This window comes from Stenotrophomonas sp. HITSZ_GD (genome assembly GCF_029543105.1).
Taxonomy (GTDB): Bacteria; Pseudomonadota; Gammaproteobacteria; order Xanthomonadales; family Xanthomonadaceae; genus Stenotrophomonas_A.
The window spans coordinates 96,906-122,781 of the sequence record NZ_JARQXB010000003.1; the positions used below are offsets into that span (position 1 = coordinate 96,906).

23 protein-coding genes are annotated in these 25,876 nt (G+C 69.5%); 13 read left to right on the top strand and 10 right to left on the bottom strand.

Translation table 11 applies throughout. The annotated features are described in order from the left end of the window. Positions 1 to 63: 63 nt before the first annotated feature. The gene (locus tag P6166_RS03880; protein ID WP_277763219.1) at positions 64 to 2,862 is read right to left on the bottom strand and encodes a TonB-dependent receptor; all 2,799 of its coding nucleotides are present in this window, start codon (positions 2,860 to 2,862) and stop codon (positions 64 to 66) included. Between the two features lie 239 nt (positions 2,863 to 3,101). Here P6166_RS03880 and apbC point away from each other — a divergent pair, with 239 nt between their 5' ends. Together apbC and dcd are read left to right on the top strand one after the other, a co-directional pair. Next, positions 3,102 to 3,941: an iron-sulfur cluster carrier protein ApbC gene (gene apbC / locus P6166_RS03885; RefSeq protein ID WP_277763220.1), complete on the top strand. Its 840-nt coding sequence runs from the start codon at positions 3,102 to 3,104 to the stop codon at positions 3,939 to 3,941. 86 nt (positions 3,942 to 4,027) lie between these two features. After that, positions 4,028 to 4,597 (top strand): dCTP deaminase, encoded by a 570-nt coding sequence (dcd, locus tag P6166_RS03890; RefSeq protein ID WP_277763221.1) that lies wholly within the window; start codon positions 4,028 to 4,030, stop codon positions 4,595 to 4,597. A 62-nt stretch (positions 4,598 to 4,659) separates the two neighbouring features. Here dcd and P6166_RS03895 read toward each other — a convergent pair whose 3' ends face one another. The 3 genes from P6166_RS03895 to P6166_RS03905 are packed head-to-tail and all read right to left on the bottom strand — an operon-like array spanning position 4,660 to position 5,919. After that, complete coding sequence (locus P6166_RS03895; RefSeq protein ID WP_108143383.1) at positions 4,660 to 4,827, bottom strand: DUF5668 domain-containing protein; 168 nt, start codon at positions 4,825 to 4,827, stop codon at positions 4,660 to 4,662. Positions 4,828 to 4,858: 31 nt separating this feature from the next. Continuing rightward, entirely contained in the window at positions 4,859 to 5,266 is a 408-nt protein-coding gene (locus tag P6166_RS03900; RefSeq protein ID WP_277763222.1) for an HIT family protein, read from the bottom strand. Then, the gene (locus tag P6166_RS03905) at positions 5,263 to 5,919 is read right to left on the bottom strand and encodes a dienelactone hydrolase family protein (protein ID WP_277763223.1); all 657 of its coding nucleotides are present in this window, start codon (positions 5,917 to 5,919) and stop codon (positions 5,263 to 5,265) included. Before P6166_RS03905 ends, P6166_RS03900 begins: the two co-directional genes overlap by 4 nt. A gap of 166 nt (positions 5,920 to 6,085) precedes the next feature. On the opposite strand from P6166_RS03905, the gene rimO reads away from it, so the two are divergent. After that, entirely contained in the window at positions 6,086 to 7,444 is a 1,359-nt protein-coding gene (rimO, locus tag P6166_RS03910) for a 30S ribosomal protein S12 methylthiotransferase RimO (protein WP_277763224.1), read from the top strand. Positions 7,445 to 7,513: 69 nt separating this feature from the next. Here the strand turns inward: rimO and greB are convergent, their stop codons facing one another. Beyond that, positions 7,514 to 8,014, bottom strand: a complete 501-nt coding sequence (gene greB, locus P6166_RS03915) for a transcription elongation factor GreB (protein WP_277763225.1) — start codon at positions 8,012 to 8,014, stop codon at positions 7,514 to 7,516. Positions 8,015 to 8,122: 108 nt separating this feature from the next. On the opposite strand from greB, the gene P6166_RS03920 reads away from it, so the two are divergent. Then, complete coding sequence (locus P6166_RS03920) at positions 8,123 to 9,574, top strand: rhomboid family intramembrane serine protease (protein ID WP_277763226.1); 1,452 nt, start codon at positions 8,123 to 8,125, stop codon at positions 9,572 to 9,574. 4 nt (positions 9,575 to 9,578) lie between these two features. Here P6166_RS03920 and P6166_RS03925 read toward each other — a convergent pair whose 3' ends face one another. Both P6166_RS03925 and P6166_RS03930 read right to left on the bottom strand, forming a co-directional pair. Next, positions 9,579 to 10,850, bottom strand: coding sequence for a hypothetical protein (locus P6166_RS03925; protein ID WP_277763227.1), 1,272 nt, complete (start codon positions 10,848 to 10,850; stop codon positions 9,579 to 9,581). Between the two features lie 84 nt (positions 10,851 to 10,934). Then, positions 10,935 to 12,443 carry a helicase HerA-like domain-containing protein gene (locus P6166_RS03930; protein WP_277763228.1) on the bottom strand — a complete coding sequence of 503 codons (1,509 nt, stop codon included), beginning with the start codon at positions 12,441 to 12,443 and terminating at the stop codon, positions 10,935 to 10,937. A 135-nt stretch (positions 12,444 to 12,578) separates the two neighbouring features. Here P6166_RS03930 and P6166_RS03935 point away from each other — a divergent pair, with 135 nt between their 5' ends. After that, positions 12,579 to 14,156, top strand: coding sequence for a transglycosylase SLT domain-containing protein (locus tag P6166_RS03935; protein WP_277763229.1), 1,578 nt, complete (start codon positions 12,579 to 12,581; stop codon positions 14,154 to 14,156). 143 nt (positions 14,157 to 14,299) lie between these two features. Here P6166_RS03935 and asd read toward each other — a convergent pair whose 3' ends face one another. Then, positions 14,300 to 15,142, bottom strand: coding sequence for an archaetidylserine decarboxylase (asd, locus tag P6166_RS03940; RefSeq protein WP_277763230.1), 843 nt, complete (start codon positions 15,140 to 15,142; stop codon positions 14,300 to 14,302). Then, complete coding sequence (locus P6166_RS03945) at positions 15,139 to 15,780, bottom strand: SCO family protein (protein ID WP_277763231.1); 642 nt, start codon at positions 15,778 to 15,780, stop codon at positions 15,139 to 15,141. Before P6166_RS03945 ends, asd begins: the two co-directional genes overlap by 4 nt. A gap of 178 nt (positions 15,781 to 15,958) precedes the next feature. Between P6166_RS03945 and prmB the strand changes: the two genes are divergently transcribed. The 7 genes from prmB to P6166_RS03980 all read left to right on the top strand — a co-directional run bounded on the left by prmB (position 15,959) and on the right by P6166_RS03980 (position 23,520). Further along, positions 15,959 to 16,885, top strand: a complete 927-nt coding sequence (gene prmB, locus P6166_RS03950) for a 50S ribosomal protein L3 N(5)-glutamine methyltransferase (protein WP_277763232.1) — start codon at positions 15,959 to 15,961, stop codon at positions 16,883 to 16,885. Beyond that, positions 16,882 to 17,985 (top strand): chorismate synthase, encoded by a 1,104-nt coding sequence (gene aroC, locus P6166_RS03955; RefSeq protein WP_277763233.1) that lies wholly within the window; start codon positions 16,882 to 16,884, stop codon positions 17,983 to 17,985. The genes prmB and aroC overlap by 4 nt, the downstream gene beginning before the upstream one ends. Next, complete coding sequence (locus P6166_RS03960) at positions 17,978 to 19,033, top strand: D-glycerate dehydrogenase (RefSeq protein WP_277763234.1); 1,056 nt, start codon at positions 17,978 to 17,980, stop codon at positions 19,031 to 19,033. The genes aroC and P6166_RS03960 overlap by 8 nt, the downstream gene beginning before the upstream one ends. 91 nt (positions 19,034 to 19,124) lie before the next feature. Further along, positions 19,125 to 20,153 (top strand): aspartate-semialdehyde dehydrogenase, encoded by a 1,029-nt coding sequence (locus P6166_RS03965; RefSeq protein ID WP_277763235.1) that lies wholly within the window; start codon positions 19,125 to 19,127, stop codon positions 20,151 to 20,153. 109 nt (positions 20,154 to 20,262) lie between these two features. Further along, positions 20,263 to 22,008 (top strand): FimV/HubP family polar landmark protein, encoded by a 1,746-nt coding sequence (locus P6166_RS03970; protein WP_277763236.1) that lies wholly within the window; start codon positions 20,263 to 20,265, stop codon positions 22,006 to 22,008. Positions 22,009 to 22,093: 85 nt separating this feature from the next. Then, positions 22,094 to 22,867: a tRNA pseudouridine(38-40) synthase TruA gene (gene truA / locus P6166_RS03975; RefSeq protein ID WP_130319345.1), complete on the top strand. Its 774-nt coding sequence runs from the start codon at positions 22,094 to 22,096 to the stop codon at positions 22,865 to 22,867. Next, positions 22,864 to 23,520: a phosphoribosylanthranilate isomerase gene (locus P6166_RS03980; protein ID WP_277763237.1), complete on the top strand. Its 657-nt coding sequence runs from the start codon at positions 22,864 to 22,866 to the stop codon at positions 23,518 to 23,520. The genes truA and P6166_RS03980 overlap by 4 nt, the downstream gene beginning before the upstream one ends. Before the next feature lie 72 nt (positions 23,521 to 23,592). Here P6166_RS03980 and P6166_RS03985 read toward each other — a convergent pair whose 3' ends face one another. Next, positions 23,593 to 24,489: a LysR family transcriptional regulator gene (locus P6166_RS03985; RefSeq protein WP_277763238.1), complete on the bottom strand. Its 897-nt coding sequence runs from the start codon at positions 24,487 to 24,489 to the stop codon at positions 23,593 to 23,595. 112 nt (positions 24,490 to 24,601) lie between these two features. Here P6166_RS03985 and trpB point away from each other — a divergent pair, with 112 nt between their 5' ends. After that, on the top strand, positions 24,602 to 25,819 hold the full coding sequence (gene trpB / locus P6166_RS03990) for a tryptophan synthase subunit beta (RefSeq protein ID WP_277763239.1): 1,218 nt from the start codon (positions 24,602 to 24,604) through the stop codon (positions 25,817 to 25,819). Positions 25,820 to 25,876 lie beyond the last annotated feature (57 nt).

Sequence of the window (25,876 nt, forward strand, 5' to 3'; positions counted from 1 at the left end):
CCCATGAAAAAGCCCCATCCCTTTCGGGATGGGGCCTGGGTCTTTCAGGCGCTGGCCGGCGGCTTACTTGCCGAAGGCGTAGCGCATTTCCAGGTAATAGGCGCGGCCATACACGTCAAAGTTGTAGGCGTTATACGGCGCACCGGAGGTGCCCGGGTACGAGAAGTCGTACGGGGGCATGCGGTTGAACACGTTGTTGAGCATCAGCGACAGCTCCAGGCCTTCGAACAGCTTGTAGGTGGCGCTGACGTTATTGGTCGCATACGAGCCCAGCTTGCGGCCGTTCGCCGAACCGTAGCCGTCCTCGCTGATGCGCGCGGCGTAGTTCGGGGTCTCGGAGAACCAGTTGACGTACCAGGTCGCCGAGAAGTCGCCGATCGTCCAGGTCAGCGAGCCGTCGGCCTTGCGCTTCGGATCGCTGCTCCAGTACGGATCGTTCAGCAGGTTGATCTCGTCGTCGCCGGCGTAGATCTGCTGGGTGTGGTGCAGGTTCTGGGTGTAGCTGGTGCGCAGGCTCAGGTCACCCCAGCTGCCGAAGTCGTAGCCATAGTTGAACGCGGCGGTGACCGCTTCCAGCTTCTGGTTGGAGACGTTGATCTTCGGCGTGTAGATCTCGGTGATGAAGCCGGCCGCGTTGCGGGTGACCTGCGACATCGCCTGGGTGCAGAGCGGGGTGGTGATGTCGTCGATGCCGGCGCGGCAGCGATAGTCCTGCAGCGACAGCGCGTCGGCACTCTGCTGGGTGACCTCGTCGCTGATGTCCCAGTTGAAGTAGTCCACCGTCAGGCTCATGCGGTCGACCGGCGACCACACGAAGCCGGCGCTCCACACGTCGGCGTTGATCGGCTTCAGGTCGAGGTTGCCCGACTGGGTGCCGAAGAACTGGCGGCTGGAGTAGGCCTGCGGGCAGTTGTCGGTGTTGCCCGGCAGGTAGCCGCGCAGGGCGCACTGGTAGTAGTCGGTGACGGAGTTGTAGTAACCGCTGTCGCCCTGGTAGAGGTCGGACAAGGTCGGCGCACGGAACGCGGTGCCGTACTTGCCGCGCAGCAGCAGCGACTGCACCGGACGGTACTCCAGGCCCACGCTCCAGGTCGGCTTGTCGATGGTGCGGCCGCTGGCGTCGTAGGAGTCATAGCGGCCGGACGCGGTGACGGTCAGCGGGTCCCACAGCGGCATGCGCAGTTCGGAGGTGATCGCGTAACGGTCGCGGTCGCCGCCGCCGGCGACGGCGGTCTGGCCCCAGATGGAGCCATCGAGCAGGCCCGGCGCCGGGCTGTAATCCCACTTCTGCTTGCCCAGCTCGGCCACCACGGCCAGGCCGGCGTCGCCGCCCGGCAGCTTGAACAGCGTCGCATTGGTCAGCTGGAAGCGCAGCATGCTGTCGGAGGTCTTGCTGCGCGAGGTCTCGTAGCCGGTCATCGCCGCGAAGTCTTCCTGGCTGATCGGCTGGTAGAACGCGGCGTAGTCCGGGGTGAACACCGGGTAGGCGTCGTAGTAGGGGTCCAGGCCCTGCTGCGGGCCGAGCACGTGGTCGATGAAGTACTGGTCCATCGGCGCGGCGTAGCGGACGAAGTTCTTCTCCTTCAGCTTGTACTCGCTGTAGGTCACGCCCACGTCGTAGTCCCACGCCGAGGCGCCGAAGGTGCCCTTGACGCCGAAGTTCACGCGCACCGCGTCGCTGACGTCGTGGCTCATGGTGTCGCGGAAGCCCTGGCCGCCCATCTCCTCCGGCGCGAAGGCGCGCTGCAGGTTCAGCAGGTCATCCAGGTTGGGATCGTAGAAGTAGCCGAAGTCCGCGCCGGTGCCCCACCAGGTGTAGCCCGAGCCGACGTGGTAGTCGACCTTGTCGTGGCTGTAGAGCACATCGCCGTAGAGCTGGGTGTTGTCGTTGATGTCGAAGGTGCCGTGCACGTAGGCCTGGGTCGATTCCAGGCCGTTCTTCAGCGTGCGGTAGCCCGGCGTGTAGTACGAGCCGCAGAAGTTCTCGTCGCCGAAGCCGGGACGGGTCTGCAGGCCTTCGGTACCGCCGAACAGGCCGGTCACGTTGCCGCAGTTGGCCGGGTCGAGGAAGTTGTAGCTGGTGAACGGGCTGTAGATCAGCAGGTCGCGGCTGGGCAGTGCCGGCGAAGTGCCGTGCTGGTTGTACTGCTTGGTCAGGTCGCGCTGGTAGCCCCAGATCGGATTCGATTCTTCGTACTGCAGGCCGCCCAGGATGCTGACGCGGCCATCGGCCGAGCTCCAGCCATCGGCGATGCTGGCGCGGAAGTTGCTGCCGCCGCCTTCGGAATAGCCGCCGCCGCGGATGGCCAGCACCGCGCCGTCGAGCTTCTTCTTCAGGATGACGTTGATCACGCCGGCGATGGCGTCCGAGCCGTACAGCGAGGACTGGCCGCCGGGCAGGATCTCGATGCGGTCGACCAGGTCGATCGGAATGCCGCTGATGTTGTTGAACGTGTCGCTGCCGTTGTACAGCGCCGGGTAGTTCGACATCGGGCGGCCGTCGATCAGGTACTTCACGTAACCCGGCGGCAGGCCGAACAGGCTCACGGTGTTGGCGCCCTGGGTGAACGAGGCCGAGGTCTGCGCGCCCTGCACGCCGCCGGTGGCGAAGGAACTCTTGGCCAGCACGTCGGCCACCGAGGTGAAGCCACGCGCCTTGATGTCCTCGGCGCTGATGACCATCACCGGCGTGGCGGTCTCGATCTCGGTCTGCGGAATCAGCGAGCCGGTCACGGTGACGCGGTCGAGTTCCTTGGGCGGATCCTGGGCCAGCGCCGAACCCGTGGCGGGCAGGACGATGGCGGCGAAGACGGCCGCGGTCAGGCGGTGCCGCTTGAGGCGAGAAGCTTTGCTGGACGACATCTGGCGAATCCCCTTCTGTGTGCTGAGAACGGGGCAATGGACCGGCCCAGACAAAGATGTCCGTCGCGTGTCAATGGCATCACCCCTAACCCGACGTTAACACGCGGTTCATCCATTCGTGAACGGAAAGTTAGCAGAAAAATGTGAAATCCATCACGTTATTGTTATGAGAAAACGTTTTATCGGTGACGCGCGACACATGTTTCCTGTCCGCCCCCTGGCTCGCGGACAATAGGCGCATGAAGATTCCAGCCCATAAGCCGCAGGGCGGCCTGTCCCCCCATCCCCGCATCCGCAACGTCATCGCCATCGCCTCGGGCAAGGGCGGGGTGGGCAAGTCCACCACCGCGGTCAACCTGGCCCTGGCCCTGCAGGCGCAGGGCGCCCGGGTCGGCCTGCTCGACGCCGACATCTACGGCCCCAGCGTGCCGGCCATGCTCGGCCTGGCCGGCCGGCCCGACAGCCCGGACAACAAGTCGATCGAGCCGCTGCGCGCCTTTGGGGTGGAAGCCATGTCCATCGGCCTGCTGATCGATACCGACACCCCCATGATCTGGCGCGGCCCGATGGCCACCTCCGCGCTCACCCAGCTGTTCAACGACACCCTGTGGGACGACCTGGACTACCTGCTCATCGACCTGCCGCCGGGCACCGGCGACATCCAGCTGACCCTATCGCAGAAGATTCCGGTGGCGGGGGCCGTGATCGTCACCACGCCGCAGGAGATCGCCACGCTGGACGCACGCAAGGCGTTGAAGATGTTCGAGAAGGTGGAGGTGCCGGTGCTGGGCATCGTCGAGAACATGGCCGTACACACCTGTTCGAACTGCGGCCACACCGAGCACCTGTTCGGCGAAGGCGGCGGCCAACGCATGGCCGCGCAGTACGGCGTGCCGCTGCTGGGCTCGCTGCCGCTGGAAATCGCCATCCGCGAGCAGGGTGATGCCGGCACGCCGATCGTTGCCGCCGCGCCCGATTCGCCGGCCGCGCAGGCCTACGCCGCCGCCGCCACGCGCCTGGCCGAGGCGTTGGCCAAGCGGCCGCGCGCGGCCATCCCGATCGCCACCTCGTTCGGTTGAGCGCTCCGGGCGGCCGCGACACGCGCGGCCGCAGTGCCTAGAATCCGCAGGCGGCGCGCGCCGCCCCTCCACCACAGGAAGACCGAATGAGCATCAAGAGCGACCGCTGGATCAAGCGCATGGCCGAACAGCACGGCATGATCGAGCCGTTCGAGCCGGGCCAGATCAAGCAGGACGCCCAGGGGCAGCGCATCGTGAGCTACGGCACGTCGAGCTACGGCTACGACGTGCGCTGCTCGCGCGAGTTCAAGGTGTTCACCAACATCAACTCGACGATCGTCGATCCCAAGCATTTCGACAGCGGCAGCTTCGTGGATATCGAGTCGGACGTGTGCATCATCCCGCCGAACAGCTTCGCGCTGGCGCGCACGGTGGAGTATTTCCGCATCCCGCGCGACACGCTGGTGGTGTGCCTGGGCAAGAGCACCTACGCGCGCTGCGGCATCATCGTCAACGTCACGCCGCTGGAGCCGGAGTGGGAAGGCCACGTGACCCTGGAGTTCAGCAACACCACGCCGCTGCCGGCGCGCATCTACGCCAACGAGGGCGTGGCGCAGATGCTGTTCTTCCAGTCCGACGAGGTGTGCGAAACCAGCTACCGCGACCGCGGGGGCAAGTACCAGGGCCAGACCGGCGTGACCCTGCCGCGGACCTGAGCGGCGCGGCCCTGCGAACAAAAACGGCGCCCTTCGGCGCCGTTTTTCATTGCATCGCGCGGTTACTTGCCGCGTCCGAACAACATGCCGATGCCGACCGCCACCAGCAGGGCCGGCCACCAGGTGCTGATCAGCCGCCCGATGCTCAGGTGCGTCCAGCCCAGGTTGTTGGCCAGGAACAGCAGGCCGACGAGGATGAGGATCAGCGCGGCGACGACGTGGGATTTCATGTAGTCGGGGTCGGGTGGCTTGGACGGGCGCCTATCGTAGCCGGTGCGCCCATGCTTCGACACGCTGGCGCAGGTCGTCCGGCGCGAAGCGCTGCGCCGGGCCGCTGCCCCACACCGGCCCGGGCCACGCCGCGTCGCCCGCGTGGCGGCCCACCAGATGCACGTGCAGCTGGCGCACGATGTTGCCGAGCGCGCCCAGGTTGAGCTTCTCCACGCCGGGCTCGGCCTGCAACAGGCGCGAGACCTGGTTGACCTCGGCCAGCAACAGGCGTTGCTGGCCGCCGTCGAGGTCGATCCATTCGCTGGCATCGTCCACGCGCGGCACGAGCACCAGCCACGGGAAGCGCGCGTCGTCCATCAGGCGCACCTGGGAGAGCGGGCCGTCGGCGACGAACACGCTGTCCGCGGCCAGGCGCGGGTCGAGCTGGAAGTCGCTCACAGGTTGTCGGCAAAGAAGGCCAGCGTGCGCTCGCGGGCCAGCTTCGCGCTCTCCGGGGCGTAGTGCGGGCCGACGTCGCGGTTGAACGCGTGGTCGGCCGGGTACACGTACACCGGCATCTGCGGCAGCTTCTCGCGGTGGGCCTGCACGGCTTCCGGCGGGATGCTCTTGTCTTGGTCGCCGAAGTGGAAGATCACCGGTGCTTTCGGCGTCTCGTCCAGGAACTGCACGTTGCGCGCGCCGTAGTAGCTGACCGACGGCAGGCCCAGGCGGATGGCCGCCAGCAAGGCGACGCTGCCGCCCCAGCAATAGCCGACCGTGCCGACCTTGCCGGCCGGCGCCAGCACGGTGGCGGCGGCCTGGACGATGTCCACGGCACGGTCCATGCCCAGGGTCTTCACCATGTCCAGGCCCCGCTGCGTGCCGGCTTGGTCGTAAGGCAGCTGGGTGTCCTTCTCCACCAGGTCGAAGAACGCCGGCACCAGCACTTCGTAGCCTTCGGCAGCGAAATCCTCGCCCACCTGGCGCATGTGTTCGTTGACGCCGAAGATTTCCTGGATCACCACCAGGCCGCCGCGCGGCTGGCCGACCGGCGTGGCGTGCCAGGCGGCGACCTGGCCGTGGGGGGTATCGAGCGTGGTCCAGTGGCCCATGGGGACATCCTCGGGTAATGAATGGGGACCGCCATTATGGAAGCCTTGCCTGTTGGCAGGGGTGATGGAGTCTGGCCGGTGCGTTCAGGGCGCCTGCCCGCGGCCAGCTATAATTCCGCCGCTCAGGCCCCAGGCCGTTCCTCTCCCAGGCCCCCAGACTCCCCGCATGTCCCCGTCGAACCCCAAAGTCGGCTTCGTCAGCCTTGGCTGTCCGAAAGCGCTCGTCGATTCCGAACGCATCCTCACCCAGCTGCGGGTGGAGGGCTATGACATCGTCCCCAGCTACGACGCCGCCGACGTGGTGGTGGTCAACACCTGTGGCTTCATCGACTCGGCGGTGGCCGAATCGCTCGACGCCATCGGCGAGGCGATGAACGAGAACGGCAAGGTCATCGTCACCGGCTGCCTGGGCAAGAATTCGGCGCTGATCCGCGAGCAGTACCCGGACGTGCTCTCCGTCTCCGGCCCGCAGGATTACGCCACGGTGATGGAGGCGGTGCACGCCGCGCTGCCGCCGCAGCACAACCCGTTCGTGGATCTGGTGCCGGACTACGGCATCAAGCTCACCCCGCGCCACTACGCGTACCTGAAGATTTCCGAAGGCTGCAACCATCGCTGCAGCTTCTGCATCATTCCGTCCATGCGCGGCGACTTGGTCTCGCGCCCGGTCGATGACGTGCTGCGCGAGGCCGAGCGGCTGGTGCGCGGCGGGGTCAAGGAACTGCTGGTGGTTTCGCAGGACACCTCGGCCTACGGCGTGGACCTCAAGTACGCCGAGAAGACCTGGCAGGGCCGCCAGTACGCCACGCGCATGAAGGCGCTGTGCGAGGGCCTGTCCGAGCTGGACGTGTGGACGCGCCTGCACTACGTCTACCCGTACCCGCACGTGGACGATGTCGTGCCGCTGATGGCCGAAGGGAAAATCCTCCCGTACCTGGACATCCCGTTCCAGCACGCCAGCCCGCGCATCCTCAAGCTGATGAAGCGCCCCGGCGCGGTCGACAAGACGCTGGAGCGCGTGCTGCGCTGGCGGCAGATCTGCCCGGAGATCACCGTGCGCTCGACCTTCATCGTCGGCTTCCCGGGCGAGACGGAGGCCGAGTTCGAGGCGCTGCTGGATTTCCTCGACCAGGCGCAGTTGGATCGCGTCGGCGCGTTCGCCTATTCGCCGGTGGAGGGCGCCAGCGCCAACGCGCTGCCCGACCCGGTGCCGGAAGAAGTGAAGCAGGAGCGGCTGGCGCGCTTCATGGCGCGCCAGGCGGCCATTTCCGCCGCGCGGCTGGAAGCAAAGGTGGGCACGGTGCAGCAGTGCCTGGTCGATGGCCTGGAAGATGGCATCGCGGTGGCGCGTTCGCGCGCTGACGCGCCGGAGATCGACGGCCTGGTGCACATCCAGAACGGCGAGGAGATGGGCCTGCGCCCGGGCGATTTCGTGCAGGTGGAAATCACCGAGAGCGACGAGCACGACCTGTTCGGCGATGCGCTGGAACCGGCGCGCAAGCCGCTGCCGCTCGCAATGGTGTAAGGCCGCCGCGGGCCCTCGCTGTAGGAGCGGCTTCAGCCGCGACCGCACATCACCGGTCGCGGCGCCCCCTCACGCGTAATCGACTTCCACGATCACGAAACGGGTCATCCCGCCCGGCAGCATCACCTCGAACTCATCGTCCACGCGCTTCTTCAGCAGCGCCCGCGCCATGGGCGAATCGATGCTGATCCAGCCCTGCGCCGCGTCGGTTTCGTCCGGCCCGACGATGCGATAGCGCAGCAGCTCGCCGTCGCTCACCCGCTCCAGCTCCACCCGCGCGCCGAAGAACACCGCCTGCGGGTCGCTCGGCCGTGTGTCCACCACGCGCAGCGCTTCCAGCCGCTTGCTCAGGTAGCGTACGCGGCGGTCGATCTCGCCCAGCTGCTTCTTGCGATAGGTGTACTCGGCGTTCTCCGAGCGATCGCCCTCTGCCGCCGCGGCGGCCAGCGCCTTGACCACTTCCGGCCGGCGCACGCGCCACAGGTCGTCCAGCTCGGCCTTGAGCCGGGCGTGGCCGGCGGCGGTGATCAGCGCGGTGCTTTTCTCTGCGGGAGGACGCCAACGGGTCATGCGGAAGCGGCAATCGAAGCGGGGAGGGGATGCTAGCGCGGCTCGGCTTGCATGTCGCCAGGCCGATCGTCGAAGCTGCGCGCTTCGCGCCGACAGGGGATGTTGCCGATGTTGATCCTGCCTTTGCACAAGCCGCTCACCTGGGCGACCTGGCCCTGGATGACCAGCTTGCTGCTGCTGGTCAACGTGATCGTGTTCTTCGGCGCGCAGGCCGGCGACACCGAGGCGATGACGCAGGCCCAACGCTACTACGTGCAATCCGGCCTGGCCGAACAGGAGCTGCCGGCCTATCGCCAGTACCTGCTCGACACCGGCCGCGGCGACGAGTTGCAGGCGTTGGACGAACAGGATGAAGGCGAGCAATGGGGCCAGCTCGCCGGGGCCGCGGTGAATGACCTGGGCTTTCGCGCGCGCCTGGCGCAACGTGCGCCCGGCAAGGACGAGGACGCCCAGGCGCGCTGGCGCCCGCTGCGCGCCGAATTCGACCGCCGCCTGGACGCCATCTTTACCTTGCGCCACATGCAGCGCGGCTCGGAGTGGTCGCCGCACCGCATGCTCACGGCGGCGTTCCTGCATGCCGATCCCATGCACCTGGTCGGCAACATGCTCTTCCTGGTCGCGCTCGGCCTGCTGTTGGAAGGCGCCATCGGTGCGTGGTGGCTGCTGGGCGTCTACGTGGTGGGTGCTTACGGCTCGGCCGCGGCGAGCGTGCTGTGGCGCTGGGGCGAGTACGGCGGCGGGTTGGGCGCCTCGGGTGCCATCGCCGCGATGATGGGGGCGTTCTGCGCGGTATGGGGTCGCCAGCCGGTGCGCTTCTTCTACTGGTTCGGGGTGGTGTTCGACTACGTGCGCGCACCGGCCATCGCGTTGTTCCCGCTGTGGCTGGGCTGGGAAGTGTTCAACCTGCTTTCGCAGGACGATGCGCGCGTCGCTTTCGAAGCGCATGCGGGTGGGCTGGTCACCGGTGCGTTGATGGGCGCCGTGCTGGTGTGGACGCGGCAGACGCGGCCGGCATTCCTCCAGGATACGCCGGCCGCCCTGGTGGACGACCGCTGGGAACGCGCGCAGCGTCACCTGGGGCGGATGGAAAACATCGAGGCCGAATCGCTGCTGGCCGAACTGGCGGCCGAGCAACCGCAAAGTTTCGAGGTGGCACTGGCACGTTGCCGCGTGGCGCGCAACGCGGGGCAGGGGCAGTTCCTGCGCGAACGCGCACTGGCATTGCTACGCCTGCCCGCCGGCGACGCCGCGCAGGTGCAGGCACAGTGGGGGCTGGTGCAAACCCTGTCGGCGGAGGGGCTGGTGCTGCCGGCGGAGATGCGTGACGTACTGGTCTCGCAGTGGATCGCGCTGGGCCACCTGCAGGAGGCCGAGCAGCTGTTGTCATCGGACGGCGCGGCCGGCCTGCGCGATACGCAGGCCCAGCTGTGGCTGAAACTGGCGCTGGCCCATGGCACGCGCCCGTCGGGCGACCAGCGGCGCCTGCTCGCCCATCTGCTGCAGGCCTTCCCCGATCAGCCGCAGGCGGCCAAGGCGCGCTTCCTGCTGGACAACCTCTGAGGGATCAGGCGGCCGGCGTGGCGGCGGGATTGATCGCCGCCAGCGCGTTCTGCAGGCGACGCCGGACGTCCTCGTCTTCGCAGGTGACGAGCGCGGTCTCCAGCAGTGCGCGGGCCTCCTCGTCGCGGCCGTAGCGCTCGGCCAGCAGCAGCGCGGCATCGAGCGCCCATTGCGCGGCGGCCTCGTGGCGTGGCCACTTGCGCACCATCGCGCGCAACGCGTCGACGGTGAGCTGGTGCTGGCCGGCCATGCGCGCGCGGTCCACCAGGGCGATCGCCTGTTCGACCTGTGCCGGGGTGAAATCCGGGTCGGTCTCGAGCATCTCGCGCAACAGCGACAGCGCGCGGCGCTCCTGCTTCTCGGCGATGAGCCGGCTGATGTACTGCTGCGCGTGGTCGTGGAGTTCCGGCGAAGGGCCCTCCTTGCGCAGCAGGCGCTGGTACAGCTCGTGCACGCCCAGCGACACCGCGCGGCCGCGGATCGCCCCGCGCAATGCTTCGCGCGCCTCGCGCGGATGGCCGTCGCGCACGTGGCCCTCGGCTTCGTCGAGCAGGCGCTGGTCTGGGTCGGCGCGGCGGGTGTCCTGCAGGGCTTCCGGTTCGAAACCCAGGACCTCGTGGTACTGGTAGACCAGGTAGCCGAGGAGATGGAAGGTCGAAAACAGGCCCCAGATCGCCACGAAATTGAAGGCCACGCTGCTGACCTCCGGAGGCAGATAGGCGCGCAGCCACTTGCCGGCCAACATCGTGCTGATCTGGATCACGAACAGCAGGCAGAACGCAGCCAGATAGGGCCAGCCGATCCGTAGCGCCAGATCCAGCGGGACCAGTGGATTCAGCGCCCTGCGCAAGCTGCCGTCCAAGGCGAGGGAAATCACCATGCCCGGTTGCATCAGCGCGATCACCCCGATGGTCAGCAGCAGCATCCCCACGCTGCGCGTCAGGAACGCCACCGCGATCAGCCCGGCGATCACCAGCAGCGACAGCGCGAACAGCCGTATCACCGCGCCATCGCCCAGCTCCAGGGCATACTCGGGCGCGCCGGGATGGCCATTGGCCGTGTGGCGAAGAATCTCGAAGGCGTAGCGGTAAACCGCCAGCCAAGTCACCAGGCTGAATATCCAGCCGATTCCGGGGACTACACCGAGTAAGGTGCAAAGCGTCAGCGCGAGCAGTGACCACAAGGCCGCGCCCTGCAGCGGATAGAAGGTAATGGCGCGCACGCGCGACCAGAACGGTTCGGGCTGCGCATGCCGCTGCCTACGACGATCTTCCATGACGCTCCCCCTGAGCGGTCGTTGTCCGTCCGGATTGTGCTGGCACGCGCCCGGCGCGCGCAATGGTGCCGGGCGCCGCGTCCGTCAGCGCTTGCCGCCGCCGAAGATGCCACCCAGGATGCCGCGCACGATCTGCTGGCCGAGCTTGCTGCCCACGGTACGCGTGGTCTGCTTGGCCATCGTCTCCAGCAGGCCCTGGCGGCGCTTGGTGCCGAACACCGCGTCCTTCACCGCCTGGCCCCAATCGTTGCCGGCGGCCGCGTCGTGTTCCGGCCCGCGCGCCGGCGGCGCGTCGGTCTTGGCGACCTGTTCCTGCGCCCGCCTGGCGAGCATTTCCGCGGCCGATTCGCGGTTCACCGCGGTGTCGTACTTGCCGCCCACCGGGCTGCCCGCGCGCACCTGCGCGCGTTCGGCGTCGGTGATCGCGCCCATGCGGCAACGCGGCGGGGCAATCAGCGTCTGCTCCACGGGCATCGGCACGCCCTTGTCCTGCAGCGTGGAGACCAATGCCTCGCCGGTACCCAGGCTGGAGATCGCGCTGGCCACATCGAGCTTGGGATTGGCGACAAATGTCTCGGCGGCGGTCTTGACCGCCTTCTGGTCGCGCGGGGTATACGCACGCAGCGCGTGCTGCACGCGGTTGCCAAGCTGGCCGAGGATGTTGGCCGGCACGTCGTCCGGGAACTGCGAGCAGAAGTACACGCCCACGCCCTTGGAGCGGATCAGCCGCACCACCTGCTCGATACGCTGCACCAGCGCCGGCGGCGCGTCGTCGAACAGCAGGTGTGCCTCGTCGAACACGAACACCAGCTTGGGCTTGTCCAGGTCGCCCACTTCCGGCAGCCGCTCGAACAATTCCGAGAGCAGCCACAGCAGGAAGGTGGAGTACAGCCGCGGCTTGAGCACCAGCTGCGCGGCGGCCAGGATGCCGATCACCCCGCGCCCGTCGGGCGTGGTGCGCATCAGGTCTTCCAGCGCCAGCGCCGGCTCGCCGAAGAAGCCTTCGCCGCCATCCTGTGCCAGCCGCAGCAGGGCGCGCTGGATCGCCGCCACCGAGGGCGCGCTGACCAGCCCGTATTCGGTGGAGATTTCCTTGCGGTCTTCCACCACCAGGTTGAGCAGGGCGCGCAGGTCGTCCAGGTCGAGCAGCAGCAGGCCGCGGTCGTCGGCCAGCTTGAACACGATGTCCAGCACGCCGGCCTGGGTGTCGTTGAGTTCGAGGATGCGGGCGAGCAGGGTGGGGCCCATCTCGCTCACCGTGGTGCGCACCGGGTGGCCGAGCTGGCCGTACAGGTCCCAGAACACCACCGGGCTGGCGGCCGGCGCGTAGTCGGGCACGCCGATCTCGGCGGCGCGCTGGCGCAGTTTCTCGTTGCCATCGCCGGCCACCGCCAGGCCGGCCACGTCGCCCTTCACGTCGGCCAGGAACACCGGGACGCCGATGCGCGAGAAGCCTTCGGCCAGCGTCATCAGGGTCACCGTCTTGCCGGTGCCGGTCGCACCGGCCACCAGGCCGTGGCGATTGCCCAGCCGGGGCTGGAGGACCACGGCGATGTCGTCGGTGACGCCCTTGCCCAGCAGGATCGGATCCATGGCATGCCTCGCATTCAAGTTGCGCGGATTCTACGGCGCTGGCTGACGTTGCACTGTACCCGTCCTGCAGCGCGCCTTGCCCCGGCGCGCGACCGGCGGCTACCCTGCCAGACCTCTTCGCCGCCGTACCGAAAGATGCCGCTTCCGTTCCCTGTTCCGCGCCCGTGGTCCGTGCTGGCCGCCGTGGCGCTGCTGTCGGTCGTTCCCTCCGCCCAGGCGCTGTCCAAGCGCGACGAGGCCCGCGTGGAGGCCCTCCAGGGGCGGATGGCCGCCGCCGAGAAGCGCTACCGCGACGCCCAGGTGCTGGTGGGCAACGCCGACCCCAAGGGCCAGGCCGAAAGCGACGCCGCGCTGGAGGACATGGAGGACGTCATCACCGCCTGCACCCAGCAGCGCGGCTGCCAGATGGGCACGATGCTGGCGACCTACAAGCGCCTGCTGAAGGCCAACACCGACGCCCAGCAGCAGGACGACGCCGACGGCGCGGACGATGGCCTGCTCGAAGCCGACCCGGACCACGTCGGCCCGCTGGCCGCCGATGTGCCGGAGGCCGCGCGCGCCGCGGCCCTGCTCAACGACCGCCGGCACGAGTTCGACACCATGGTCGAATACAACGCCGCCGTGCAGGCCGGCATCCGCCGCTGGCTCACCGACCTGCGCCCGCAGCTGCTCACCAGCTACGAGAACTACGAGAACCTGCGCGGCATCATGTGGCCCGAATGGCAGCGCCGCGCGCTGCCCGAGGCGCTGTTGTTCGGCATCATGGCCAAGGAATCCAACGGCCGCGTCCATGCCAGCTCGCGCGCCGGCGCCGCCGGGCTGATGCAGTTCATGCCGGCCACCGGCCGCCGCTTCGGCCTGGGCGTGGACGACACCGGCTTTGACAGCCGCTTCGACCCGCGCAGCGCGGCGATGGCCAGCGCGGCCTACCTCAACGAGCGCATGGGCGAGCTCAACCGCAACATCGAGCTGGCCCTGGCCGCCTACAACGGCGGCGAAGGCCGCGCGGCGCGCGTCTATGGCGCCACTGGCGGGCGCAGCTTCTGGGACCAGTCGGTGTACGACCAGTTCCCGGCCGAGACCAAGGACTACGTGCCGATGGTGATCGCCGCGGCATGGCTGTTCCTGCACCCGCAGCAGTACGGGCTGGAGCTGCCGAAGGTCAACGCGGTGCCGGCCACGCTCACGCTCGCGCGTTCGACCACGATCTACGAGCTGACCATCTGCCTGGGCAGCGCCGGCACGCGCGACGGCTACATGCGCGCGCTGCGTAACCTCAACCCGCGCTACGAGCCGGATGGCTGGATTCCCGGCGGCACGACGATCAACGCCACCACGCGCATCGTCGGGCTGTACAACCGCTACTGCGTGAAGGGCCCGCGCGCGGACCTGGCGCGCACGCTGATCACCGCCGACCTCAACCAGGCCATCGTGCGGCCTTCGCCGCAATCGTTCACCGGCAGCGTGGCGGTGGGCAGCGCCACCCCGATGGCCGGCGTGGCGACCACGGTGGCGACCGGCCAGCCGGCGCCGGCCAAGCCCAAGGCCAAGCAGGTGCGCAGCTACAAGGTGGCCAAGGGCGACACGCTGGGGCGCATCGCCGACAAGCACCAGTGCGAGATCAAGGAACTGGCCAAGGCGAACAAGCTGCGCGCCCCGGCGTATGCGCTCAAGCCAGGGCAGGTGATCCAACTGGTGGGCTGCGACAGGTAAGGCGGGGCGGCCCCGGCGGGCGGACGTTCCTCCGTTTTTTGTAGGAGCGGCTTCAGCCGCGACCGCGCGATCCCGCGGTCGCGGCTGAAGCCGCTCCTACAAAGGAAGGGCGCGGGCGGGCTGCGCGCCGCGCGCCAGTTCCCTCAGCGCAGCGTCGCCAGCGCCTCGCCCAGCTTCACCGGCGATTCGGCGCGCAGCTGCGGCGCGAATTCGGCCACGCCCGGCGGCAGCAGCACGATCACGGTGGAGCCGTAGTTGAAGCGCGCCATCTCGGCGAAGCGCTCCAGCGTGATGCCCTGGCCGCGATAGTCCTTGCGCGTGATGCGGTCGCCGTAGGCCGGAATCTCCTCGCCGCTCCACACCGTTTCCACGCCGGAGACCAGCAACGCGCCGACCATCACCGAGGCCATCGGCCCGAAGTCGGTATCGAAATGGCACACCAGCCGCTCGTTGCGCGCGAACAGCCGCGGCACGCCGGCCACCGCGGCCGGGCCCACGCTGAACAAGCGCCCGGGCACGTGCGCCGTCTCGCGCAGCGTGCCGGTCCACGGCATGTGCACGCGGTGGTAGTCGCGCGGCGACAGGTAGACCGTGGCGAACAGCCCTTCGCGGTACGGCAGGGCGGAGGCTTCGTCGCCGAGCAGTTCGGCGGCGGTGAACGATTGCCCCTTGGCCTGGAAAATGCGGCCATCCTCGATGGCGCCAAGCTGGCTGATGCGGCCGTCCGCCGGCATCACCAGCGTGCGCGGGTCCGCATCGGCACGGCGCGCGCCTTCCTTCAGCGCGCGGGTGAAGAACGCATTGAACGACGGGTAGGCGGTCGGGTCCGGCTGCGCGGCCTCGGCTAGGTTGACGTCGAACTTCTCGGTCACCGTGTCGATCAGCCACTGCTTCACGCGCGGGTTCGTCGAATAGGCGAGCCGGCGCGCCAGCGAGGACAGCGCGCGGTGCGGCAGGGCGTAGGTCAGGGCGGTGGTGAGGTTCATGGGGTGGAAGCCTGGGTCAGCCGGGTGAAATCCGCGGCGATGGCCTGCGGCTGGAAAGGGGGGCGGATCAGGCCGGCGAGCCGGCCCTCCGGGTCGAGCACGGCGATGCCGGCCGAGTGGTCCATGCTGTAGTCGTTCGGGTTCTCGTCGAAATGCTTGCCCGGCACCTTCTGGAACACGAAGCCCAGCGCGGTGGCGAAACGCTCCAGTTCCGGCACGTCGGCGGTCGCGGCCAGGGTGTCCTTGTGGAAGGCGTGGGCGTATTCGCCGACACGCGCCGGCGGGTCGCGATCGGGATCGATGGACACGAACAGCACGCGCGGGCGCAGGCTTTCGGGAATCGTCGTCCACTGCTGCTGCGCGCGGGCGAGGTCGGCCAGGGTGGTCGGGCACACGTCCGGGCAGGACAGGAAGCCGATGAACACCAGCGTCCAATGGCCCTTCAGCTCGCCGGGCACCAGCGAGGTACCGTCGGACTGGCGCAGGTTGAAGTCGGGCAGGGGCCGCGGCTGCGGATACATCACCACCGTCTCGGTGGCCGCCGGCGCGCGATCCAGGAAGACCTTCTGCGCGGCAATCAGGCCCAGGCCCGCGGCCAGGGCGGCGGCAATCACGATGCCGGTTGTACGTAGGGTCATGCGGCCAGCCACCTCGTTCCAGGGCGCCGGCGGACCGGCGCGGGTCGGCGGATCAGGCCGCCGGCGGGCGTCGCCCGGGGGCCGGCGCGGCCCGCGCGCCGAAGTTTCCCCTGCAACAGACGCTCATGATAGCGGCCGCGCGCCTATAATCGGGGGCCTTTCCCCACACGCTTTCGCCATGACTGCCGCCGCGGCCGACGAACTGTCCACGATCATCGACCTGATCCGCTACGGCACCAGCCGTTTCAACGAAGCCGGCCTGACCTTCGGCCACAGCTACGACAACGCGCTGGACGAGGCGACCCAACTGGTCCTGCACACCCTGCACCTGCCGCACGACCTGGGCCCGGCCTACGGCGCCGCGCGCCTGACCCGCGCCGAGCGCGAGCAGGTGCTGGCGCTGTTCCAGCGCCGCATCGACGAGCGCGTGCCGGCGGCCTACCTCACCGGCGAGGCGTGGTTCGCCGGGCTGAGCTTCAAGAGCGATGCGCGCGCGCTGGTGCCGCGCTCGCCGATCGCCGAGCTGATCGAGGCCGGCTTCGAGCCGTGGCTGGGCGGGCGCGAGGTCAGCCGCGCGCTGGACCTGTGCACCGGCTCGGGCTGCATCGCCATCGCCATGGGCCACTACAACCCGAACTGGCAGGTGGACGGCGTGGACATCAGCGACGACGCGCTCGCGCTGGCCGCCGAGAACAAGGCGCGCCTGCACGCCGACAACGTCACCCTGCTCAAGTCGGACCTGTTCAACGGGCTGACCGGCCGCCATTACGACCTGATCGTCACCAACCCGCCCTACGTCACCAACGAGGAGACCGATGCGCTGCCGCGCGAGTACTCCTACGAGCCGGAGCTGGGCTTGCGCGCGGGCGACGACGGGCTGGACCTGGTGCTGAAGATCCTGCGCGACGCGCCGATCCACCTGTCCGAGGACGGGCTGCTGATCTGCGAGGTCGGCGAATCCGAGCGGCATCTGGTCAAGCTGCTGCCGGAGGTCGATTTCGCCTGGATCGAGTTCAAGGTCGGCCAGATGGGCATCTTCGCGGTGGAGTGCCGCGAGCTGATCGCGCACAGCGCGCGCATCACGGAGCTGGCCGCACAGCGATGAGCGCGAACAGCTTCGGCAAGCTGCTGACGGTCACCACGTTCGGCGAGTCGCACGGCCCGGCGATCGGCTGCGTGGTCGATGGCTGTCCGCCGGGGCTGGCGCTGGACGCGGCCGAATTCACCCACGATTTGCAGCGCCGCGCCACCGGCAAGACCCGCCATACCTCGGCGCGCCGCGAGGCCGACGAGGTGGAGATCCTCTCCGGCGTGTACGAAGGCCTGACCACCGGCACGCCGATCGCGCTGCTGATCCGCAATACCGACCAGCGCAGCAAGGATTACGCGAACATCGCCCAACAGTTCCGCCCGGGCCATGCCGACTACAGCTATTGGCAGAAGTACGGCATCCGCGATCCGCGCGGCGGCGGGCGCTCGTCCGCGCGCGAGACCACCGTGCGCGTGGCCGCTGGCGTGATCGCCAAGAAGTGGCTGGCGCAGCGCTACGGTGTCACCGTGCGCGGCTGGCTGTCGCAGCTCGGGCCGATCGTGCCGGAAGGCTTCGACTGGAACGCGGTGGAGGACAACCCGTTCTTCTGGCCGCACGCCGCGCAGGTGGACGCGCTGGAAAGCTACATGGATGCGCTGCGCAAGTCCGGCGACTCGGTCGGCGCGCGCGTCACCGTGGTGGCCGACGGCGTGCCGCCGGGCTGGGGCGAGCCGATCTACGGCAAGCTCGATGGCGAACTGGCCGCCGCGCTGATGAGCATCAACGCGGTCAAGGGCGTGGAGATCGGCGACGGTTTCGACGTGATCGCGCAGAAGGGCACCGAGCATCGCGACCTGATCTCCGCGCAGGGCTTCCACAGCAATCACGCCGGCGGCATCCTCGGCGGCATTTCCACCGGGCAGCAGGTCGTGGCCTCGATCGCGCTCAAGCCCACCTCCAGCCTGCGCCTGCCTGGCGAGAGCGTGGACGTGGACGGGCAGCCGATCGAGGTGGTGACCACCGGCCGCCATGATCCGTGCGTGGGCATCCGCGCCACGCCGATCGCCGAGGCGATGATGGCGCTGGTGCTGATGGACCAGGCGCTGCGCCATCGCGCGCAGTGTGGGGATGTCGGCCCGATCTCGCCGCGTATTCCCGGAACGCTCGATGGCTGAAGCGCGCCCGCGCGTGTGGGTCAGCCAGCCGCTGTTCGACGAGGAGATCGAACGGCTCGGGCAGTATGTCGACGTGCAGGCCACGGCGGAGGTCACGAAGTATTCGGCCGGCGACATCGCCGCGCGCCTGGCCGGCGTGGACGGCGCGCTGATCACCCTCAACGAGCGCGTGGGCGCGGCGGAAATCGCCGATGCGCACGCGTTGCGGGCGCTCGCCAATGTCGGGGTCGGCTACAACAACCTCGATCTCGACGCGCTCAGCGCCGCCGGGATCATCGCCAGCAACACCCCGGACGTACTCACCGAGACCACGGCCGACCTCGGTTTCGCCCTGCTGATGGCGGCCGCGCGGCGCATCACCGAATCCGAGCGCTGGCTGCGCGAGGGGCAGTGGCGGCAGTGGTCGTTCAAGACCATGCTCGGCCACGACATCCACGGCAGCACGCTGGGCATCCTGGGCATGGGCCGCATCGGCCAGGGCATCGCGCGCCGCGGCGCGCTCGGCTTCGGCATGAAGGTGCTGTACCACAACCGCAGCCGGCTGCCGGAGTCGGTGGAAGCGCAGACCGGTGCGCGCTACGTCGGCTTCGATGACCTGCTCGCGCAATCTGACCATCTCGTGCTGGTGCTGCCCTACACGCCGGCCGCGCACCACCTGATCGATGCCGCCGCGCTGGCGAAGATGAAGCCTTCCGCCACGCTGGTGAACATCGCGCGCGGCGGGCTGGTGGACGAAGTGGCGCTGGCCGACGCACTGGCCCGCGGGCGCCTGGCCGCCGCGGGCCTGGACGTGTACGAGGGCGAGCCGGACGTGCGCCCCGAGCTGCTCGCCCTGCGCAACGTGGTGCTGACCCCGCATATCGGCAGCGCCAGCCTGCACACGCGCCGCGCCATGGTCGCGCTGGCCGTGGACAACCTGATCGCCGCGCTGGGCCGGGGGCCGGATGCCGGCCGGCCGCCGAGCGCGCTGAACCTGGACCGGATCGACGCCGGCAAAACCGGCGGCGCGGGCGTGCGCGCGCGCAAAATCGGCGACGCCAAACGATAGGGAGCCTCCGCGTCCGTTTCACCGGAGGTTCCCCGAACCCAGCGATGCTGCGCCGAACTCCTTTTCCCATCGAATCATCGAGTCACATTCCATGAGCCAGAACACCCGTCGTTTCAACGTCGCCATCGTCGGCGCCACCGGTGCGGTCGGCGAGACCATGCTGAGCATCCTCGCCGAGCGCGATTTCCCCATCGCCACCCTCCACGCGCTGGCCTCCGAGCGCTCGGCCGGCGGCACCGTCGAGTACAAGGGCCAGAAGATTCCCGTCCAGGACCTGGCCACCTTCGATCCCAAGGGCGTGGACATCGCGCTGTTCTCCGCCGGCGGCAGCGTGTCCAAGGAATACGCGCCGAAGTTCGCCGCCGCGGGCGCCGTGGTGATCGACAACTCCTCGGCCTTCCGCTACGACGACGACGTGCCGCTGGTGGTGTCCGAAGTGAACCCGGACGCGCTGAAGGACCGCCCGCGCGGCATCATCGCCAACCCCAACTGCTCGACCATGCAGATGCTGGTGGCGCTGGGCCCGATCCACCGCCAGTACGGCATCGAGCGCATCAACGTGGCCACTTACCAGTCGGTGTCCGGCGGCGGCCGTTCGGCGCTGGAGGAACTGGGCAAGCAGACCGGCCAGCTGCTGAACTTCCAGGAGATCGACCCGCAGCGCTTCCCGGTGCAGATCGCCTTCAACCTGATCCCGCACATCGACGACTTCCAGGACAACGGCTTCACCAAGGAAGAAATGAAGCTGGTGTGGGAGACGCAGAAGATCCTGGGCGATGACAGCATCAAGGTGAACCCCACCGCCGTGCGCGTGCCGGTGTTCTACGGCCATTCCGAGGCCGTGGCCATCGAGACGCGCGAGAAGATCACCGTGGAAGCGGCGCGCGAACTGCTCGCGCGTTCGCCCGGCGTGGAAGTGGTGGACGAGCGCAAGGCCGGTGGCTACCCGACGCCGGTGACGCACGCCTCGGGCCAGGATGCGGTGTACGTCGGCCGTATCCGCGAGGATTTCTCGCACCCCCGCGGCCTGAACCTGTGGATCGTCTCGGACAACATCCGCAAGGGCGCCGCGCTCAACGCGGTGCAACTGGCCGAACTGGTCGCCGCCGAGCAGGCCTGAGCCTGCTGCATTGCGGGAAGGACGCCGGGGTTTCGCCGCGGCGTCCTTCACCTGCCCGTAGGCAGTCTTCCGGCGCGACGTTATATTGGCGCCCATGAAACGCAGGGGAATGGGCGCCAGGCGCCCCCTACAAGGTATCGGCGCGCTGGTCCTGACGCTGTGCAGCGGTGCTGCGATGGCGCTCGGGCTGGGCGACATCCGCGTGCTGTCCCGCCCGGGGCAGCCGCTGGTGGCCGAGATCCCGGTCATCTCCAACGAGCCTGGCGAACTGGAGAACGCGCACGTCGCGCTGGCTTCGCCGGCGACGTTCGCCCGTGTCGGCCTGGCGCCGCCGCAGGGCCTGGTCAACGAACTGCAGTTCCAGTTCACGCAGGATGCCGGTGGCCGTGCGGTCATCCGCGTCACCAGCGCATTGCCGGTCTCGCAGCAGGCGTTGTCCTTCCTGATCGAGGTGGATTGGGGCCAGGGTCGCCTGGTGCGCGAGTATTCGGCCCTGGTCGATGCGCCCAACACCGCCGCGGCGATCGCCGAGCCGATGATCCAGGCGCCCGCCGCCAGCGCCGAGAACCGCATCATCCGCGAGACCGAAGCGCTGCCGCCCGAACCGGCCGCCGCGCCCGAGACGCCGGCACCGGAAGCCGGTGCACCGGTCGCACCTGCAGTTGCACCCGCACCCGCACCGCGTCCGGTGCGCCAGGCGCCGACAGCGCCGGCGCTGTCGCCGGGCGATGCGCTCACCGTGCGCAGCGGCCAGACGTTGTCCGGCATCGCCGCGCAGCTGGCGCGCGAGGGCGGCACCACGTTGGACCAGACCATGGTCGCGCTGCTGCGCGCCAACCCGGATGCGTTCATCGGCGGCAACATCAACCGGCTCAAGGCCGGCGCGGTGCTGCGCACCCCGGCGCAGGAAGAGCTGGCGCGCGTGGGCGCGGCCGAGGCCCGCGCGATGGTGCAGGAGCAGGCCGCGCAATGGCGCCAGGCGCGCGCGGCGATTCCGCAGCCGGCCGAAGCCGGCGCGGCCGCCACGCCGGCGCCGACGCCGGCCAGCACCCCGGCGTCGCCGGCGGTGGAAGGTGCACGCCTGGAGATCGCCCCGGCGGTGGCCAGTGACGCGAAGAATGCCGGAACGACCAGCGGCACCGGTGCCGGAGGCGAGGGAGACATGGCGGCGAACGAACAACTGCAGCAGGCGCGCGAGGACATCGCCACGCGCGATGCCGAGATCCAGGAGCTGCGCACCCGCGTGGGCGAACTGGAGAAGCTCAAGCAGGACCAGCAGAAGCTGATCGCGATGAAGGACAGCGACCTGGCCGCGGCGCAGGCGCGCCTGGCCAAGGCCGGCACGCAGCCCGCCGCCGAGGCGGGCACGCCGATGTGGCTGTGGGGTGGGCTGGCGCTGCTGCTCGCCGGCGTCGCCGCCTGGCTGGCCTCGCGCCGGCGCAAGCCTTCGCCGTTGCCGCCGCTGCCGCGCCATGGCTTCGATGCCGCCGCACTGGCCGCCGCCGTGCCCGGTGCGGAAGCGCCGAGCGTGGGCGAGCGCGAAGTGGACCGCGAGGTCGAGCTGGAAGAAGTGGACCTGCGCGAAGAGGAACACGCGGCGTGGCGTGCGCCGGCCGAGGAAATCCCCGAGCCGGTGATCGTGCCGGAGCCCGAGCCGGTGGCGCCGGCCTGGCATGCCGATGCGCTGGCGCCATTGAATCCCGTGCCGGCGGGCCGCGACCGCCTCGAACTGGCGGTGGCCTACCTCGACCTGGGCGATACCGAAACCGCGCGCAGCCTGCTGCTGGAAGTGGCGCAGGGGCCCGATGCGGAGGCGCGCGCCGAAGCGGTCGCGCTGCTGGGCCAGCTGCGCTGAGCCGATCGTGATGCCCGCCGCGCGGCGGGCATCGGCCATGGCCACACCCGGGCGGCGCCGGCCGCCCTCATCACCGGACAAGACGATGCGTTACGCCCTGGGCGTGGAGTACGACGGCAGCGAATTCCTGGGCTGGCAGCAGCTCGGCGAACACGGCGGGCCGAGCGTGCAGGCGGCGCTGCAGGACGCGCTGTCGTCCGTGGCCGATGCGCCGGTGTCGGTGGTGTGCGCCGGGCGTACCGATGCCGGCGTGCACGGCGAGTGCCAGGTCGTGCATTTCGACAGCGACGCCGGGCGCGATCCGCGCGCCTGGGTGCTGGGCACCACCACCCGCCTGCCGCGCTCGGTGGCGGTGCGCTGGTGCGTGCCGGTGGCGCACGATTTCCACGCGCGCTTTTCCGCGCGCGCGCGCCGCTATCGCTACCGGCTGCTGAACCGCACGGTGCGGCCGGCGCTGTACCGGCAGACCCTGAGCTGGGAACGGCGGCCGCTGGACGCGGCGGCCATGCACGAGGCCGCGCAGGCGTTGCTGGGCGAGAACGACTTCGGCGCGTTCCGCAGCGTGCAGTGCCAGGCGTTGCACGCGCGGCGCGAGCTGCAGGCCATTTCCGTGCGTCGTGAGGGCGAAGTGATCGAAGTGGCGGTGCAGGCGAATGCATTCCTTCATCACATGGTGCGCAATATCGTGGGCTCGCTGGTGCTGGTCGGTGCCGGGGAGCAGCCGGTGGCGTGGATCGCCGAGCTGCTGGCCGGGCGCGACCGCACAGTGGCAGGACCGACCGCACCGCCGCAGGGGCTGGTGTTCGTCGGGCCGCTGTACGACCGGCAATGGCAGCTGCCCACCGAGGTCACGCAATGAATCGAACGCTGTACCGGACCCGCATCAAGTTCTGTGGCATGACCCGCGCCGGCGACATCCGCCTGGCCGGCGAGCTTGGCGTGGACGCGATCGGATTCGTGTTCGCGCACGGCAGCCCGCGCCGCGTGGCGCCGGCCGAGGCGCGCGCGATGCGCCAGGCCACCGCGCCGATGGTCGACGTGGTGGCGCTGTTCCGCAACAACACCAAGGACGAAGTGCGCGAGGCGGTGCGGACCGTGCGGCCGACACTGCTGCAATTCCATGGCGAGGAAGAAGACAGCTTCTGCCGCAGTTTCAGCCTGCCCTACATGAAGGCGATCCCGATGGGCGGTGGGCAGGTACACAACGCGCGCGCGCTGCAGATGGCGTTTCCCAATGCGGCCGCGTTCCTGTTCGACAGCCACGCGCCGGGCGGCAGTGGCGGCAGCGGCAGCACGTTCAACTGGGCGCAGGTGCCGACCGGCCTGCATCGCCCGTTCCTGCTGGCGGGCGGCATGACGCCGGAAAACGTGTTCGATGCGGTGATCGCGACGCTGCCGTGGGGCGTGGATGTCTCCAGCGGCATCGAGAGTGAGCCGGGCATCAAGGACGGCGAGAAGATGCGCCGTTTCGTCGAGGAAGTGCGGCGGGCCGATTGCCACGAGATGTCGTGAGGCGACCGGCGGGCGCGCGCCTGGCGAGGATGCCGGTGTGCTGAGGCTTGCCGTTCGCGGCTGAAGCCGCGCCTACGAAGGCGGCCTCTCCGCGCCCAATTCGTGGCGCAGCCACTCGGCCAATGCGTCGATGCGCCGGTCCGTGTTGCGCGCGTCGGCGCACAGCACCCACTGCGCCGATGTCTGCACGAAGCCCCACGGCGCGATCAGGCGCCCGCTGGCGAGGTCGTCGGCCACCAGCGGTTGCGGCGCGATCGCCACGCCCAGCCCGGCCACGGCCGCCTCCAGCAGATACAGCAGGTGCTCGAAATCGTTGGCGATCGGCAGCGCCTCGGGCGCGATGCCGTGCGCGTGGGCCCACTGCGGCCAGGCCTGGGGCCGCGAGCGCGTGCCCAGCAGGGGCAGCGTGGCGATCCGCCCGGCGGGCACGTGCGCGTCGGCGCCGGCCATGCGGGGGCTCAGCACCGGGCCGATGCGCTCCGGCCCCAGTGCATGTACCTGCCAGCCCGCCGGCCAGGGCGGCGCGGCCAGCAGCAGCGCCGCATCCAGGCCGGCCAGTTCCGGGCCGGGCGCGTGCTCGGTGGCCGACAGGTGCAGCGTCAGCTGGGGCAGGGCTTCGCCCAGTCGCGCCAGGCGGGGAATGACCCAGCGGGCCAGCAGGCTGCCGCTGCAGCCGAGCACCAGCGGGGCGTGCGCGGGCCGGCGGCGCAGATCGCGCCAGGCCTCGCGCAGGCGGCCGAAGGCATCGCCGCTGGCCTCGCGCAGGCGCTCACCGGCCTCCGTCAGCACCAGCCCACGGCCCTGGCGCGCGAACAGCGGCAGGCCCAGCGCGTCTTCCAGCGTGCGCACATGGCGGCTCACCGCGCCGTGGGTCACGTGCAGTTCCCCGGCCGCCCGGCTCACGCTGCCCAGGCGGGCGGCGGCCTCGAAGGCGCGCAGGGCAGGCAGGGGCGGCAGGTCCTGGCTCATGTGAGCGAAACTCACGGGTCGTGGAGGATGATTCGATTATCGCGCGGCCAGCGCTGCGGTAAAGTGCCTGTCATTGCGGCGCCCATGCCGCGCGAACACGCTCCAGGTTGCCATGTCCACCCCCTCCATCAGTGACTTCCACGCCTATCCCGACGCCGCCGGCCACTTCGGCCGCTACGGCGGCCGCTTCGTCGCCGAGACCCTGATCGGACCGCTGCAGGAATTGGCGGCCGCCTACGATGCCGCGCGCCAGGACCCGGCGTTCATCGCCGCCTACGACAAGGACCTCAAGCACTACGTGGGCCGGCCCAGCCCGATCTACCACGCCGAGCGGCTGAGCCGCGAAGTGGGCGGCGCGCAGATCCTGCTCAAGCGCGAGGACCTGAACCACACCGGCGCGCACAAGATCAACAACACCATCGGCCAGGCGCTGCTGGCCAGCCGCATGGGCAAGAAGCGCATCATCGCCGAGACCGGCGCCGGCCAGCATGGCGTGGCCAGCGCCACCGTCGCCGCGCGCCTGGGCCTGGAATGCGTGGTGTACATGGGCGCCACCGATATCGAGCGGCAGAAGATCAACGTCTACCGCATGAAGCTGCTCGGCGCGACGGTGGTGCCGGTGACCAGCGGTTCGGCCACGCTGAAGGACGCGCTCAACGAGGCGATGCGCGACTGGGTCACCAACGTCGCCGATACCTTCTACATCATCGGTACCGTGGCCGGGCCGGACCCGTACCCGCGCATGGTGCGCGACTTCAACGCCATCGTCGGCCGCGAGGCGCGCGCGCAGATGCTGGAGGATTACGGCCGGCTGCCGGATGCGATCACCGCCTGCGTGGGCGGCGGCAGCAATGCCATCGGCCTGTTCCATGCCTTCCTCAACGACCCGGGTGTGGCGATCTACGGCGCCGAAGCGGCGGGTGACGGCATCGCCACCGGCCGCCATGCGGCCTCCATCGCCGCCGGCCGGCCCGGCGTGCTGCACGGCAACCGCACGTACGTGATCTGCGACGACGACGGGCAGATCATCGAGACCCACTCGGTCTCCGCCGGCCTGGATTACCCGGGCGTCGGCCCGGAGCATGCCTTCCTCGCCGACACCGGCCGCGCGCAGTACCTGGGCATCACCGACGACGAGGCCTTGGCCGCCTTCCATCTGCTGGCGCACACCGAGGGCATCCTGGCGGCGCTGGAATCCAGCCACGCGGTCGCGCAGGCGATCAAGCTGGCGCGCGACCTGCCCAAGGACGCGCTGGTGCTGTGCAACCTCTCCGGCCGTGGCGACAAGGATGTGCATACCATCGCCGCCCGCGAAGGGGTGACGGTGTGAGCTTTGCGGACGCCGCCCAGGCGTCTGCAACACCGTCACCGCCCGGCCATGGATGGC

Bases quoted from the DNA above. Each gene is read 5' to 3' on its own strand.
- P6166_RS03970 (WP_277763236.1), top strand. From the start codon at position 20,263: ATGGGCGCCAGGCGCCCCCTACAAGGTATCGGCGCGCTGGTCCTGACG.
- greB (WP_277763225.1), bottom strand. From the start codon at position 8,014: ATGACCCGTTGGCGTCCTCCCGCAGAGAAAAGCACCGCGCTGATCACC.
- P6166_RS03920 (WP_277763226.1), top strand. From the start codon at position 8,123: ATGTTGATCCTGCCTTTGCACAAGCCGCTCACCTGGGCGACCTGGCCC.
- P6166_RS03925 (WP_277763227.1), bottom strand. From the start codon at position 10,850: ATGGAAGATCGTCGTAGGCAGCGGCATGCGCAGCCCGAACCGTTCTGG.
- prmB (WP_277763232.1), top strand. From the start codon at position 15,959: ATGACTGCCGCCGCGGCCGACGAACTGTCCACGATCATCGACCTGATC.
- trpB (WP_277763239.1), top strand. From the start codon at position 24,602: ATGTCCACCCCCTCCATCAGTGACTTCCACGCCTATCCCGACGCCGCC.
- P6166_RS03980 (WP_277763237.1), top strand. From the start codon at position 22,864: ATGAATCGAACGCTGTACCGGACCCGCATCAAGTTCTGTGGCATGACC.
- aroC (WP_277763233.1), top strand. From the start codon at position 16,882: ATGAGCGCGAACAGCTTCGGCAAGCTGCTGACGGTCACCACGTTCGGC.
- P6166_RS03960 (WP_277763234.1), top strand. From the start codon at position 17,978: ATGGCTGAAGCGCGCCCGCGCGTGTGGGTCAGCCAGCCGCTGTTCGAC.
- P6166_RS03895 (WP_108143383.1), bottom strand. From the start codon at position 4,827: ATGAAATCCCACGTCGTCGCCGCGCTGATCCTCATCCTCGTCGGCCTG.
- dcd (WP_277763221.1), top strand. From the start codon at position 4,028: ATGAGCATCAAGAGCGACCGCTGGATCAAGCGCATGGCCGAACAGCAC.
- P6166_RS03930 (WP_277763228.1), bottom strand. From the start codon at position 12,443: ATGGATCCGATCCTGCTGGGCAAGGGCGTCACCGACGACATCGCCGTG.
- P6166_RS03905 (WP_277763223.1), bottom strand. From the start codon at position 5,919: ATGGGCCACTGGACCACGCTCGATACCCCCCACGGCCAGGTCGCCGCC.
- asd (WP_277763230.1), bottom strand. From the start codon at position 15,142: ATGAACCTCACCACCGCCCTGACCTACGCCCTGCCGCACCGCGCGCTG.
- rimO (WP_277763224.1), top strand. From the start codon at position 6,086: ATGTCCCCGTCGAACCCCAAAGTCGGCTTCGTCAGCCTTGGCTGTCCG.
- P6166_RS03880 (WP_277763219.1), bottom strand. From the start codon at position 2,862: ATGTCGTCCAGCAAAGCTTCTCGCCTCAAGCGGCACCGCCTGACCGCG.
- P6166_RS03965 (WP_277763235.1), top strand. From the start codon at position 19,125: ATGAGCCAGAACACCCGTCGTTTCAACGTCGCCATCGTCGGCGCCACC.
- P6166_RS03985 (WP_277763238.1), bottom strand. From the start codon at position 24,489: ATGAGCCAGGACCTGCCGCCCCTGCCTGCCCTGCGCGCCTTCGAGGCC.
- P6166_RS03935 (WP_277763229.1), top strand. From the start codon at position 12,579: ATGCCGCTTCCGTTCCCTGTTCCGCGCCCGTGGTCCGTGCTGGCCGCC.
- apbC (WP_277763220.1), top strand. From the start codon at position 3,102: ATGAAGATTCCAGCCCATAAGCCGCAGGGCGGCCTGTCCCCCCATCCC.
- P6166_RS03945 (WP_277763231.1), bottom strand. From the start codon at position 15,780: ATGACCCTACGTACAACCGGCATCGTGATTGCCGCCGCCCTGGCCGCG.
- truA (WP_130319345.1), top strand. From the start codon at position 22,094: ATGCGTTACGCCCTGGGCGTGGAGTACGACGGCAGCGAATTCCTGGGC.